This window comes from Stenotrophomonas maltophilia group sp. LNF247, assembly GCF_054083135.1.
This window is the reverse complement of record NZ_JBSRQL010000012.1, coordinates 80,642-94,590: the sequence shown is the minus strand read 5'-3', so window position 1 is coordinate 94,590 and position 13,949 is coordinate 80,642. Positions and strand designations below refer to the sequence as shown.

General features: G+C 68.3%; 10 protein-coding genes. 2 read left to right on the top strand and 8 right to left on the bottom strand.

The genetic code is table 11. The annotated features are described in order from the left end of the window. Positions 1-26: 26 nt before the first annotated feature. The 5 genes from ACTXG9_RS13240 to nudE all read right to left on the bottom strand — a co-directional run bounded on the left by ACTXG9_RS13240 (position 27) and on the right by nudE (position 2,997). The gene (locus ACTXG9_RS13240; RefSeq protein WP_019660087.1) at positions 27-329 is read right to left on the bottom strand and encodes a DUF962 domain-containing protein; all 303 of its coding nucleotides are present in this window, start codon (positions 327-329) and stop codon (positions 27-29) included. 125 nt (positions 330-454) lie between these two features. After that, positions 455-784, bottom strand: coding sequence for a YnfA family protein (locus ACTXG9_RS13235; protein WP_010482716.1), 330 nt, complete (start codon positions 782-784; stop codon positions 455-457). Then, positions 781-1,620: a nucleoside triphosphate pyrophosphohydrolase gene (gene mazG / locus ACTXG9_RS13230; protein ID WP_111102081.1), complete on the bottom strand. Its 840-nt coding sequence runs from the start codon at positions 1,618-1,620 to the stop codon at positions 781-783. Before mazG ends, ACTXG9_RS13235 begins: the two co-directional genes overlap by 4 nt. 13 nt (positions 1,621-1,633) lie before the next feature. Then, complete coding sequence (gene cysQ, locus ACTXG9_RS13225) at positions 1,634-2,437, bottom strand: 3'(2'),5'-bisphosphate nucleotidase CysQ (RefSeq protein ID WP_019660089.1); 804 nt, start codon at positions 2,435-2,437, stop codon at positions 1,634-1,636. Beyond that, the gene (gene nudE, locus ACTXG9_RS13220) at positions 2,434-2,997 is read right to left on the bottom strand and encodes an ADP compounds hydrolase NudE (protein ID WP_019660090.1); all 564 of its coding nucleotides are present in this window, start codon (positions 2,995-2,997) and stop codon (positions 2,434-2,436) included. Before nudE ends, cysQ begins: the two co-directional genes overlap by 4 nt. A 77-nt stretch (positions 2,998-3,074) precedes the next feature. Here nudE and bioA point away from each other — a divergent pair, with 77 nt between their 5' ends. Both bioA and ACTXG9_RS13210 read left to right on the top strand, forming a co-directional pair. Beyond that, positions 3,075-4,466, top strand: coding sequence for an adenosylmethionine--8-amino-7-oxononanoate transaminase (bioA, locus tag ACTXG9_RS13215; RefSeq protein WP_021203307.1), 1,392 nt, complete (start codon positions 3,075-3,077; stop codon positions 4,464-4,466). Beyond that, a complete protein-coding gene (locus ACTXG9_RS13210; RefSeq protein WP_021203308.1) occupies positions 4,457-5,194 on the top strand; it encodes a 16S rRNA (uracil(1498)-N(3))-methyltransferase in 738 nt (245 codons plus the stop codon). The genes bioA and ACTXG9_RS13210 overlap by 10 nt, the downstream gene beginning before the upstream one ends. Before the next feature lie 212 nt (positions 5,195-5,406). Here ACTXG9_RS13210 and ACTXG9_RS13205 read toward each other — a convergent pair whose 3' ends face one another. From ACTXG9_RS13205 to ACTXG9_RS13195, 3 genes are read right to left on the bottom strand one after another with little or no spacing between them, the layout of a single operon-like run. Then, positions 5,407-5,871, bottom strand: coding sequence for a chemotaxis protein CheW (locus ACTXG9_RS13205; RefSeq protein ID WP_005410712.1), 465 nt, complete (start codon positions 5,869-5,871; stop codon positions 5,407-5,409). Then, on the bottom strand, positions 5,868-7,208 hold the full coding sequence (locus ACTXG9_RS13200; RefSeq protein WP_164145263.1) for a chemotaxis protein CheB: 1,341 nt from the start codon (positions 7,206-7,208) through the stop codon (positions 5,868-5,870). The genes ACTXG9_RS13205 and ACTXG9_RS13200 overlap by 4 nt, the downstream gene beginning before the upstream one ends. Then, on the bottom strand, positions 7,195-13,893 hold the full coding sequence (locus ACTXG9_RS13195) for an Hpt domain-containing protein (RefSeq protein WP_456115809.1): 6,699 nt from the start codon (positions 13,891-13,893) through the stop codon (positions 7,195-7,197). Before ACTXG9_RS13195 ends, ACTXG9_RS13200 begins: the two co-directional genes overlap by 14 nt. Positions 13,894-13,949: the final 56 nt, after the last annotated feature.

Genomic DNA, 13,949 nt, shown 5'->3' with positions numbered 1-13,949 from the left:
GCGTGAAGGCCACATTCACAGCGGAACTACCAGGGCACGCGCCCGCGCAGGATGTCGGCGAACATCACCCAGTCGCCCATGAACGAGTACAGCGGATGCTGGAAGGTGGCCGGCCGGTTCTTCTCGAAGAAGAAATGGCCGACCCAGGCGAATCCATAGCCGCAGGCCAGCGCAGCGAGCAACAGCATCGGCTGCCCGCGCAGGCCCGCTGCCATGACCAGCACCAGCACGCCGCAGCTGCCGATGAAGTGCAGCCGCCGCGAAACCGGGTGGCGGTGCTCGCTGAGATAGAACGGATAGAACTCGCGGAAGCTGGCGAAGCGGGACATGCGCGTGCTCCGGGAACCAGGGCCGCCACCATCATGCACCATCGCTGCCCTTGCAGCATCGAGCCATGCTCGGCTTGCGCGCGCCGGCGCAGTGGGAAGGAAGAGCGGCCGAGCATGGCTCGGCCCTACACCGATGAGGTGCGCGGACCGAACATGATCACTGCCATGCCGGCCAGGCACAGGGCGGCACCGAACAGGTCCCACCGGCTGGGACGGATGCCGTCGACCAGCCACAACCAGAACAGCGCCGTGCCGATGTAGACCCCACCGTAGGCGGCATAGACCCGCCCACTGGCGGTCGGGTGCAGGGTCAGCAGCCAGGCGAACAGCGCCAGGCTGGCGGCCGCCGGCAGCAGCAGCCAGATGCTGCCGCCCTTGCGCAGCCACAGCCACGGCAGATAGCAGCCGACGATCTCGGCCAGCGCGGTCAGCAGGAACAGGCCGAGTGTCTTCACGCTTTCTCCGCTGCCTTGGCTTGCTGCCACAGCGCTTCCTGCGCCTCCAGGTCCATCGCGGCCAGCGCTTCCCCCTGCGCGTCGGCCTGCGCTTCCATCGCACGGAAGCGACGTTCGAACTTGTGGTTGGCCCCGCGCAGCGCCGCGCCCAGGTCGATGTCGGCATGGCGGGCCAGGTTGGCGCAGACGAACAGCAGGTCACCCAGCTCTTCCTGCAGGCGCGCCTTGTTGCCGGCGATATCCCCGCGCTCGAACTCCTCGCGCAGCTCCTGCAGTTCCTCGGCCGCCTTGTCCAGCACCGGCAGCGGACCTGGCCAGTCGAAACCGACCTTGGCCGCGCGCGACTGCAGCTTCACCGCACGTTGCCACTCCGGCAAGCCGCGCGAGATGCCGGCCAGTGCGGAGGTGTCCTGCTCGCCCTTGGCCGCACGCTCGGCACGCTTGATCGCTTCCCAGTTGCGCGTCACGCCGTGGGCATCGTCGACGCTCACCTCGGCGAACACGTGCGGGTGGCGGCGCTGCATCTTGTCGCTGATCGCGCGGGCCACGTCTGCGAAGGCGAAGCTGCCCTGCTCTTCGGCCATGCGCGCATGGAACACCACCTGCAGCAGCAGATCGCCCAGTTCATCGCAAAGATCATCGAGATCGCCGCGATCGATCGCATCGGCCACTTCGTAGGCTTCCTCGATGGTATATGGCGCGATGGTTGCGAAGTTCTGCTCTAGGTCCCAAGGGCAGCCGCCCTGCGGGTCGCGCAGGCGCGCCATGATCGCCAGCAGGCGCTCCAGCTCATGGGTGGCGGCGCTGCCGGTGGTGGGAGTGTCGTGCGCGCTCATGCGGCCTCCAGGGTCAATCGGACAACCAGTCGCGCCATGGCAGGCTGGTGTCACCAAGGGCAATGAAATCGCCGTTCAACAGGGTTTCGCGGCGGTTGTAACGGAACGGCTTGCCGGTCGCGGCCGACAGCACCGCGCCGCCGGCGGCGTGCAGCACGCATTGGCCGGCGGCGGTATCCCATTCGGAGGTCGGGCCCAGCCGCGGATAGACATCCAGGCCACCTTCGGCGATCCGGCAGAACTTCAGCGACGAGCCCTGCGCGATGGTCTCGATGCGGCCCATCCTTGCAAGCAGGGCCTCGGTTTCCGGTGAGCGGTGCGAGCGGCTGGCAGCAACCCGCAGCGGTACGGTGGCCGGCGTGCGGGTGCGCAGCACGGTGTCGTGCAGACCCTGCCGGCGATAGGCCAGCTCGCCGCGCATGGCATGCCAGACGATGCCGGTCACCGGGGCCAGCACCACGCCGAAGGCCGGTGCGCCCTGGTAGATCAGCGCGATGTTGACACTGAACTCGCCGTTGCGCTTGACGAATTCACGGGTGCCGTCGAGCGGATCGACCAGCCAGTACGCGCCCCAGTGGCGGCGCTGCTCCCAGGCCACCTGTGCCGATTCTTCGGACAGGATTGGCAGGTCCGGGGTCAGCTGCTGCAGGCCCTGTTCAATGACCTGGTTGGCCGCCAGGTCGGCACTGGTGACAGGGCTGCTGTCGTCCTTGATCTGTACATCGAAGCCATCGGCATAGACCTGCATGATGGCCCGTCCGGCGTCCTGGGCGATGGCGATGGCGGTCTCGCGCAGGTCCGTGGTCAGCTTGATCATCGCAGTCCCTGCAGCCACTGGCGGGCGATGAACAGTGCCGCCAGCGAGCGCCCCTCGGAAAAGTCCTCGCGCAGCATCAGCTGGTCCAGCTCGGCCAGCTTCCACGGGATGACTTCCAGTTCTTCCGGCTCGTCGCCGGCCAGCTTTTCCGGGTACAGGTCGCGTGCCACCACCAGCCACGACTGGTGGCTCATGTAGGTCGGGGCCAGGGTCATCGCGCGCAGCACATCGACCCGGCGCGCGCCGAAACCGGCCTCTTCCTTCAGCTCGCGGTCGGCGGCCTGCTCGGGGGTCTCGCCGGCATCGATCCGCCCCTTGACCAACCCCAGTTCATAGCGGTGCATGCCGGCAGCGTATTCACGTACCAGCAGTACGGTCTCGTCGTCGAGCATCGGCACCACCACCACTGCGCCATGACCTCGGCTGACCAGACGTTCGAACCGGCGGCGTTCGCCGTTGGAGAACTCCAGGTCCAGATGCTGCCGCTGGAAGGGGCCGTTCTCCTCATCGGTGATCCGATGGATGATCGGCAAGCGACGCCCGGCACGGTCATCGTTCATGTGGAATCTCCGCGGCGGCCGGCGCCTGCGCCGGTGCCGATAGAATGTGCAGGCAGCAACATGTTCATGAGCCCGAAATGCTAGCAGACCCAACCCCCTCCCCGCTGGCCCAGCACTGGCGGCAACGCGATCTGCAGGTGCTCTGGCACCCGTGCACGCAGATGCGCGAGCACCCGCATACCCTGCCGCTGGTGCCGATCGCCCGTGGTGAAGGCGCATGGTTGATCGACCACGACGGCAATCGCTACCTGGACGCCGTCAGCAGTTGGTGGACCAACCTGTTCGGCCATGCCGAACCGCGCATCGGTGGTGCCATTGCCGCCCAGGCCAGGCAACTGGAACAGGTGATGCTTGCCGGCTTCGGCCATGAGCCAGCCATCAGCCTGGCCGAACGCCTGCTCGCACTGGCCCCACGCCAGCCTGGCCGCGAACCACTGGCCAAGGTGTTCTTCGCCGACAACGGGTCCGCCGGCGTGGAAGTGGCGCTGAAGATGGCCTTCCAGTATTTCCAGAACCGAGGGGAACCGCAGCGCACGCGTTTCATCGCATTGGAGAACGGCTACCACGGCGAGACCCTCGGCGCGCTGGCGCTGGGAGACATTCCGCTGTATCGCCGCGTCTATGCGCCGCTGCTGGCCGAAGCGCTGTTCGCGCCCTCGCCGGACGCTTTCCTGGCTGAGCCCGGTCAGAGCCCGGCTGAGCGTGCACGGCAGGCCGCCGATGGCCTTGCCACGCTGTTCGACCAGCACCCGGGCGAGATCTGTGCGGTGATCCTGGAACCGCGCCTGCAGTGCGCCGGCGGCATGCGCATGCATGACCCGGTCTACCTGCAGCGCGTGCGCGAACTATGCGACGCCCATGGCGCGTTCATGATCGCCGACGAGATCGCCACCGGCTTCGGCCGCACCGGCACCCTGTTCGCCTGCGAGCAGGCCGGGGTGATGCCGGACCTGATGTGCCTGTCCAAGGGCCTGACCGGCGGCTTCCTGCCGCTGGCCACCGTGCTGGCCACGCAGGCGCTGTACGACGCGTTCCTCGACGACTCACGCGAGCGCGCCTTCCTGCATTCGCACAGCTATACCGGCAACCCGCTGGCCTGCGCGGCGGCATTGGCCACGCTGGACATCTTCCGCGACGACGATGTGATCGCCCGCAACCGTGGCATCGCCTCGGTGATGGGCACGCTGGCCGCACCGTTCAGCGACCATCCGCACGTGGCCGACGTGCGCCAGGCCGGCATGGTAGTTGCCTTCGAGCTGTCGCGCGACGGCAACAAGCGCACGCCCTTCGACCCGGCCATGCGGCTGGGCCTGCATGCCTACAAGGCCGCGCTGAAACGTGGCGTGGTGCTGCGTCCGCTGGGCGACGTGCTGTACTGGATGCCACCCTACTGCGTGGACGACGAACAACTGGAGCTGCTGGCACATACCACGCTGGCGGCGATTGACGAGGCGATTGCATGCGCGTGACCCGCTGCCCCATCGACCTGGCGCTGCACAGCGGCCAGACCGTGACCCTGCCGGAAGAGACGGCCAACCATCTGGTGCGGGTGATGCGCCTGCGCGAGGGTGATACCTGCGTGCTGTTCAACGGCGATGGCCACGACTACAGCGCCACGCTGACTGCCGCCGGCAAGCGCGAGGTGCAGGTGCGCATCGATGCGGTGCAGGCGGTGGGCAACGAATCGCCGCTGGCGATCACCCTGCTGCAGGGCATTGCCCGAGGCGAAAAGATGGACCTGATCCTGCAGAAGGCCACCGAGCTGGGCGTGGCGGCGATCATTCCGGTGAATGCCGAGCGTACCGAGGTGAAGCTGGATGCGGCTCGGGCGGAGAAGCGCGTGTCGCACTGGAACAATGTGGTGACCTCGGCCTGCGGCCAGTCCGGGCGCGCGAGCATTCCGCAGGTGGGCCCGCCGCTGTCGCTGGCACAGGCCGCGGCGGCACTGCCCGCCGATACGCTGCGGCTGACCCTGGACCCGCTGGGTGCCCATCGCCTGTCGACGCTGGACGCGGCGCCGGCGGGCGGCATCGTGATCGCGATCGGTCCGGAAGGCGGCTGGTCGCCGCGCGACCGTGATCAGTTGGCAGCAGCAGGCTTCCAGGGCCTTCAACTGGGCCCGCGCATCCTGCGAACCGAGACCGCCGGGCTGGCCGCGATTGCCGCATTGCAGGCGCGGCTGGGCGATCTGGGGTGAGGCTGATTCGTTGTAGTACCGGCCGCTGGCCGGCATCCAAGGGATCATGAGGTTGCCGGCCAGCGGCCGGCACTACCGCGACCAGCGCGTCCAGGGCGGCAGCCGAGCGTAGGCTCGGCTCTACAGGCCCGCGCCAGATTTCAGTTTCCTTGTAGAGCCGAGCCATGCTCGGCTCGGTGCCGGTCGGCAGCCGGCACTACCAGCCTGGTGGATCAAGCCGCCAGCGAATCCAGGGCGGCTTCCAGTGCGTCGAGGTTCGGCAGCAGCGCGCTCTGCTCACCCAGCAGCACGCGCATGTGCACGATCTGCGGCAGGGTTTCCTCGGAAGCATCGGCCAGCAGGCCATCGCGCGGCACCGAGATCAGCTGCGGGAAATTCTGCGTCAGCAGCGCGTAGTACGGGCGCTGCGCGTTGCCGCTGAGGGCCTTCAGCACCACCACCTTGTTGTGGCCGCCCACGGCCTCCTCGCCCAGGCCGGAAAGGCGCGCGAACGACACCAGCGGCACCTGCCAGCCGTGCCAGCCGATTTCGCCGACCAGCCAGCGCGGGGCATCGGAAACCGGCTGCACCGGCACCCGCGACATCATTTCGGCCACGGTGGCATTGGGCAGCAGCACGCGTTCGTTGCCGGCCTGGATCAGGACGCCTCGGATTTCGTCATTGCTGGCATAGCTCATGGTGCGTCTCCGTTATCGTCTTCCACGCCCCAGCGCGAGGCGATGGCCTGCGCCAGTTCCTGTGGTTCACCGGCCACCATGCCAGCGGCGACCACCGCCGTGGCCGCGGCAGGGTCATAGCAGCCCTCGCCGACCTGCCCGGCCACCCACGCACCGGCGGCGGCCAGATCCAGTGCCGGCCCCACAAGCGCAAGGTCGGCGCCGCTGAGCAGGACCAGCGCGGTGTGCTCAGCCGGCAGCGCGGCAATCGAGATCCCTTGCGCGTCGCTGACGAAATGCAGGCCGTCGCTGGCTGCCTGCACGCCGATGTCATCGGCCAGCACGTGCACTTCACCGGGTGTTGCACGCTGGCCGACTTCGGCCAGCTGCACCGGCAGCGGCGACACGCGCGCCATCTGCTTGACCAGGTTTCCGTAGCGGCCACCGTCCAAGCGCATATGCACCAGCACCGGGACGCTCAGCGATGCAGGCAGCGCGCCCAGCAGGCGACGCAGTGCATCCGGGCCGCCGATGCCGGCCAGCACCAGCAACGATCCGGCGCGTGCGCCCACGGGCGCACCAGCATCCAGATCGACCAGGCTCAGATGGCCGGTATCGAAGGAAGGCAGCGGTGCCTCCGGCGCGGCGTGTTGCGAAGCGGCTGCCGGAACGTCGGCCACGTCATCGACCAGCGACCATGCGGTGTGGTCGAAGGAGGTAGGCGGAATGGGCGGTGCTGCGGGCGCGATCTCCGCCAGCGATGGCGGTTCGGGGGCCTCCAGCGGCTCAGGCACGACCGGCTGCAGCGCCGCCAGCGCCTGTTCCAGCGCAATCGGTTCGTGCAGCTGCGCAGGCGGCGAGTACAGGCTGTCAGCGGGGACCTCGTCGGCCCAGCTCGATGCCTGGTCCAGGTGCGCCTGCAGCGCTTCTTCCTGCGGTGCCGGTGGCGGTGCCGGATGGCCCGGCGCCAGTTGCAGGCTGGGTTCTTCTTCAGCCCCCGGCGGCAACACCTGCTGATGGCCATGCAGCTTCGCGGCCAGATGACGGCCCCAGCGCTGGGCCTCCCAGCCATCACGACGTGCGGCCAGTTCGGCCTCGTCGAAGACCAGGGTCAGGCCCGGTGCGGACAACACCGATTCCAGGCGCTCCAATGCGTCCTCAATGGCGGTCTCCAGCGCAATCACCACGACCTGAGGTCGGGCGTCGTGCAGCAGCTGCGGCTCAAGGCTGTTCGGGTCGTCTTCCAGCACCAGCTGCACATCCGCATGCGACAGTGCCTCGCGCAGGCGCTCGCGCGCCGCGCCGGGACGGGCCAGCAGGGCAACGGCCGGAGCCGCCTGGGTTTCACTCACGGACACGGGCGATCCCCAACAGGTCGTACACGTTACGCATCAGGTCCAGTTCCTGGTACGGCTTGCCCAGATAACGCTGGACACCGATCTCGAAGGCGCGCTGGCGGTGCTTGTCACCGCTGCGCGAAGTGATCATCACGATCGGCACGTCCCTGTAGCGCGGGTCGGCACGCATCGCGGTAGCCAGCTCGTAGCCATCCATGCGCGGCATCTCGATGTCCAGCAGCATCAGGTCCGGTACCCGCTCTTCCAGTCGCTCCAGTGCTTCCACGCCGTCACGCGCAACGCTGACCTCGAAGTTGTGGCGTTCGAGGATGCGGCCGGTGACCTTGCGCATGGTCAGCGAGTCGTCGACCACCATCACCAGCGGCACCTGGCGCTCCTGGCGCGGCGCATTGGCCAGTACCGGCAGCGTCGGGTTGGCCAGGAAACGGCGCACCAGCGGCGCCACGTCCAGGATCACCACCACGCGGCCGTCGCCGGTGATGGTCGCGCCGTAGATCCCCGGCACCGACGCGATCTGCAGGCCGACCGGCTTGACCACGATTTCGCGGTTGCCCAGCACCTGGTCGATCGCGACGGCGGCGCGCAGATCACCGGCACGGACCAGCAGCAGTGGCACCTGCTCCTGGCCGTCGGCACGCGCCGGGGCCTGGCCGACCAAGCTGCCAAGGTCGTACAGCGGATAGTCTTCGCCGCTGTAGCGGTAGCTGCTGTCGGCAGCCTCGAAGCGCTCGCGCGACAGGCGGCCGATACCACTGACCGAGGCCACCGGCACTGCGAAGGTGGTTTCGCCGATCTGCACGAACACCGCCTGGGTGACCGCCAGCGTCTGCGGCAGGCGCAGGGTGAAGCGCACGCCCTGCCCACGCACTGACTGGATATCGACCGAGCCACCCAGCTGGCGCACTTCGTTGCGCACCACGTCCATGCCCACGCCACGGCCGGCCAGCTGGCTGACCTGGTCGGCGGTGGTGAAGCCTGACGCGAAGATGAGGTTGTCCAGTTCCTGCTCGTTCGGCTGCGCATCGGCGGCCAGCAGGCCGCGGTCGATGGCGCGGCGGCGGATCGCTTCGCGGTCCAGGCCAGCGCCGTCATCGGCCACTTCCAGGACGATTTCCGAGCCTTCGCGGTGCAGGCGGATGGCGATCTCGCCCTCCTCCGGCTTGCCGGCGGCGCGGCGCTGTTCCGGCGCTTCCAGGCCATGGGCCACCGAGTTGCGCAGCATGTGTTCCAGCGGCGCGACCATGCGATCGAGGACGTTGCGGTCCAGTTCGCCGTGGGTGCCTTCCAGAGTCAGGTGGACCTGCTTGCCGGTATCCATGCCGGCCTGGCGGACCACGCGGCGCAGGCGCGGCACCAGGCCATCGAACGGCACCATGCGCGCGCGCATCAGGCCGTCCTGCAGCTCCGAACTGACACGCGACTGCTGCTGCAGCAGCGAATCGTACTGGCGCGACAGATCGTCCAGCACGCCCTGCAGGCCGCCAAGGTCGGCGGCGGACTCGTTCAGCGCACGGCTGAGCTGCTGCAGGGTGGAGAAGCGATCCAGTTCCAGCGGATCGAACTTCTGGTCGGCCTGGTCCTGCTCGCGCTGGTAGCGGGCGACGATCTGCGCCTCGGTTTCCAGGTCGAGGCGGCGCAGCTGGTCGCGCAGTCGCGCATTGGTGCGCTCCAGTTCGCCCATCGCGCCGCGGAAGGCGCCGAGCTGCTGTTCCAGCCGCGAGCGGTAGATCGCCACTTCACCGGCATGATTGACCAGGCGGTCGAGCAGGTCGGCGCGCACGCGCACCTGTTCCTGCTGCGGACGTGCCAGGGGGTCTTCATCGACCGTACCCTCGGCCGGCAGCGGTGCCGACAGCGGCGCGTCGACAATCGGCGTCAGCGTGGCCGCAGCCTGCGCCGCCACGGTCTCGGCCTCGCTGGCTGCACGCGCGGCCGTGGCGGCTGCAGCAATATCGGTGGTGGTGCGAACCTCGAAGGCCTCCACCAGATCCAGCGCCGGCTCCACCACGCGGTGGGTGCCGGTACGGGTGAGCAGCTGGTGCAGGCGGTCAAAGCCGCGTTCCAGCAGCTGCACGTCGCGGCGCTCGATTTCGGTACGGCCAGCGGCCACCGCTTCCAGCAGCGATTCGATGCTGTGGCCGAGGTCGCCGATGGCATTGATACCGGCCATGCGAGCGCCCCCTTTGAGGGTGTGCAGGTCACGCTGCAGGCCGGCCAGCACCTCGCGATCCTGCGGTGCATCACGCAGCTCGCTGATCAGGCCATCACAGTGGTCGAGCAGGTCCCTGCCTTCCTCGACAAAGATGTCGACCAGCTCGCGGTCGTACACGCTGAAGTCAAGCGCATCGGCATCGGCACCGTCTTCGGCATCCGCCGCAACAGGCGCCTGCTCAACATCCGGCGCAGGGGGCTCGATGTCGGCCGCTGCGATCTCCGTGCCGTCACCGGTGTTGATCGTGCCCTGGCCCGGCGCCTCTTCCATTTCGAAGAACCGCACCGGAGCACCACTGCCAACGCGTGCCTCTGCGCTGAACGCCTCAATCACCGTCGCCGGGGACGGCTGATCGGCGCTCTCTCCTTCACCGACCGCCGCCTCCCCGCCGACGTCCGCATCCTCGGCAAAGGCATCTGCCTCGCCCGGCGCGAGTTCGCTGGCCTGGAGGCCGATCACGGGCCATTGCCCGTCGTCGTCCAGGGTCCGCTCTTGCTCGATCACGTGCAGGCCGGCCTCGAGCGCGGCTGCCAGCGTGACCGGTTCTGCGAAACCCGGCACAGCCATTTCATCCTGCAGGCTCGACAGCTCGCTGTCGAGTGGCAATGCAGCAGCGTCGTCAATGACGCTGTCATCGCCGCTGCCCGAATCAAAGGACAAGGACGTATTCAGGTCGATCGCGTCAACTTCCGCAGACACCGGCAGCTCTTCCGCGTCGCGGTCGTCGACCGGCAGCGCACTGGCGTCGAGGTACGGCGACAGATCGTCGGCCATGGTCAGATCAGCGTCGTCTACGGTCTCGATCGTGGGCGCGGCAGCTGCGTCGGCCCCTTCGACAACAGGCGCACTCTCCACCGGCTGGATCGATTCAATCGCGCCGGTGTACGCCACTGCGGGTTCATCTTCTCCCTGCACCGACGGCCAGCCGGCATCGAAGTAACGCGAAAGATCGTCGCTGGCGGTCAACTCGCCGACTTCCAGGCCGCTGTCGGCGGCGACGTCCGGCGTCCTGAGGTCGGGCGCAGATGGAACCGGTTCCAGCGCATCTTCGGCAAGCGGTTCGGCAATGAGATCGGGAGCCGCATCGGAAGCAACGCGCATGCTGGTTTCGCCCAGCGCGTCCAGGCCGGCCAGCGGCGCTTCGGCTTCGGATGCCTGCTCGACATCTGGCGCCGGTTCGGTGCCCTCTTCATCCTCGTCTTCCGACGCGAACAGCGGCCAGCGCGCTTCCGGCAGCTCGCCAGCCAATGCCTGCAGCCGCTGCACCAGCGCATCCTGCGGCGCAATGCGCGGGTGTTCGGCCTGCAGCGCCTCCATGGTCGCGGTGATCGCCTGCGCAGCTGCGTCCAGCGCGGCGACACCCTCGTCGCCAGGTACCACATCGGCGGCCAGAGCCCGCTTGATGTAGGACTCGGCGCCGCCGGTAACGGCGGTGATTTCCGGCACTTCGGTCATCGCGAAGGCGCCGTTCATGGTGTGAACCGCACGCAGCAGTGCGTCGCTGACCGGCTGCGGTGCCTGCTGTGCCGAGCGCAGCCACTCCTGCAGGGTCGCCTGGTGGACTTCGACCTCGGCCTCGAGGATCTCGCGCAGCACGCTGTCGATGTTGGCCGGGGTCCCGGCGTCTTCGGCCACCGCCGAGGCATCGGCCTGCGCCGACGCAGCGGCCTCGGCGTCCAGCAGGCGGCTGATTTCGTCTTCGCCTTCGGACTCGGCCAGTGTCGCTGCCGGTGCGGCCGCAGCCGGCAACGGCACGTAGAAGGTCTCCTCGCCGGCGCCGACCCGATCGGCGATGGCCTGCATTGCCTGCAGGTCCACGCTGATGCGCTGGCCATGGCGCAGCGCGGCATTCAACTGCGGCAGTGCGGCGTGCGCATTGTCGACCATTGCCAGCACGGCCGGCGTGGCCGGCCGGCTGCCATCGAGCACGCGGTTGAGCATGCCCTCGATCTTCCAGGCGAACTCCCCCAGGGTGCGCGCGCCGACCAGTCGGCCACTGCCCTTGAGGGTGTGGAAGATGCGGCGGATCGGCCGCAGCCGGTCCATGTTGTCCAGCTGCGTGCGCCATGCCGGCAGCAGCGTGCCAAGGTTGGCCAGTTCGTCGTCGAACTCTTCCAGGAACACCTCGCGGATGTCCTCGTCGATGTTCTCGGCATCGTCGTCGAAGCCGGCCTCGAAGCCGGCCTCGGTCCCAGCCACGACCGGGATGTCCGCAGCGGGCGGAGCCGCCATGGCCTGCGGATTGAAGTCGGCCGCCGCGGCGCTCAGCTCGGCAAAGAACTGTGCGTCGGCTTCGCTGAAATCGATCGGTGCGATGGTGTCGATATCAATCACCGACACCGCCGGTGCCGGTGCATCGGAGGCCGGCGTCAGCACCTCGGCCATCGGCGCGGCCGCGTGCTCCGGCACATCCGCCGCAACGGCGTCGACTTCGGCAACCACGGGGCTTTCGTCCAACGGCTGGGGCGTGGCGTCATCGACGGTCTCCAGCGACGGATGCAGTCCGGCGTCGTCGTCCAGCGACAGCGTCTCCATGGCGTGCAGCGACAGCACGTCGTCGGCGTTATCCAGCGCATCGGCGTCGAAACGGAACACCACGTCGTCACGGGCAGCAACCACATCGTGCTCGGCAGCCACCGGGTCGAACACCGGCGCTGCAAAGCCAGTGGTGTCAAAGGGTACCGACGCGTCGACGTCGTGCTCGACATCCGCCACTGCCACATCAGCCGATACCGGTGGTGTCGCCTCCGACAGCGTCCATTGCGGCACCGATTCCATTCCGGTTTCGGCGCGTTCGAAGCTGACCGGATCGAAACTGGCGAAGGTCGGGCTGCGTTCGTCTTCGGCACTCGCGGCCGGATCGGCGTCCGGATGGAACGGCGCGAGATCCCACTGCGGCACCTCGGGCGCAGGCGCGCTGGAGGCGGCGAAGACCAGCGCCGCCTCGCGGTCGTCATGCAGCGACAGCGGTGTGGATGCAAGGTTCCCCAGCGCACCGAACATCAGGCGGTTGTCCAGCACCTCCGGTGCAGGCGTGGCCGGTGGTGGATCAAAGGTGAAGTCCGGCAAGGGCACCGGCACAGTGCCGGCGGCGGGCGCGGCTGGCTGAACCGGAATCTCGATGCGCTCCGGCTGCAAAGGCTCGGCCTGCAGCGCGACCGGCTCCCGGTCCACCAGCAGCGATGCGAACGCAACAGGCGCGGCGGCAACCGGTTCCACCGCGTTGCGGTCCGGCAACGGCCAATAGCGCAGCGCTTCAAGGCTGCTGCGGGTGATGTCGAGGATGTCCTCGCGGCCCGGACGGCGGTCGCGCAGGGCTTCCAGGTAGTACTCCAGGCTGGCCATGGCATCGGCCAGGGTGTCCAGCTGGCGGCCACTGGGCACGCGCTGGCGACCGATCAGCTCGGCCTCGATGTACTGCTGTACGCCACGCAGGTAGTCTGCGGCGGTGCCCAGATCGAGCATGCGCAGCGCACCGGATACATCACCCAGCAGGCGCGGCACATCCTGCAGCTCGGCATGGTTCCAGCTGGTTTCGATGAACGCGACGAAATGCTCGCGGGCGGCGGCGAAGTTGGCGATGGCTTCATGCGCCAGCACCTCCACCGTGCGGCGGTTCTCAACCGCGCTCGGATCGTCCTCGCCACTGCCGCCAGCGCCCAGATGGGCGACCTGGTCGTCCAGCGAGGCGTCCACGTAGAGCAGTGCCCCGGCGATATCCAGCAGCAGGTTCTCATCGATCTGCTGGCGCCCTTCCACCACCCCACGCAGTGCGTCACGCTGCTGCACGACCACGCTGCGGGCCACGCCCAGGCCCATCATGCCCAGCGTATCGGCCACCGCCCCGAGCTCGTTGGCCTGGGTCTGCAGCTGTTCCGGAGCACCGCCGGTGCGCAGGTGCAGGTCCAGCGCATCCTTGATGCGCAGCAGTTCTTCCTTCACCGCACTGCCGACCGTGTCCAGCAACTCGCGGTTGCGCCCGCTCAGGCTGCCGCGGGCATGGTCCAGCTCGGCCTCGGTGGCGGTGACGCTGTCCGGTGCGAATGCCAGCAGCACGCTGTCATGCACGCCTTCTTCGCCACGCGCGGCACGGATCTCGTTGAGCAGCGGCATCAGCACGATCGGGATGTCGCGGTGGCCGTTCTGCAGGCGCTCCAGGTAGTCGGGCAGCAGCACGCTGCCACGCATCAGGGTCGCGCAGGCTTCATCACGGTCGGCCACGCCGTCGGCCCCGATGGCATTGGCCAGTTGTTCCAGTTCCTCGGCCACCATCGCCGGTGCATACAGCTCGACCATGCGCAGGGTGCCCTGCACCTGGTGCAGGTAGCCGGCGCAGATGCGCATGCGGCTGGCATCGCTCGGGTCTTCGGCGTAGTACTCGACCTCGTTGCGCACCTGGCGCAGGGTCTCGTCCAGCTCGGGCTTGACCCAGCCCAGCGCTGCGTGGCTCATCGCATCGCGCAGACTGCTCATGGACGCGCTCCGTTCGCCGCCGCGCGGTGGCCGCGCGAGTTCTGGCGTGGGAAATG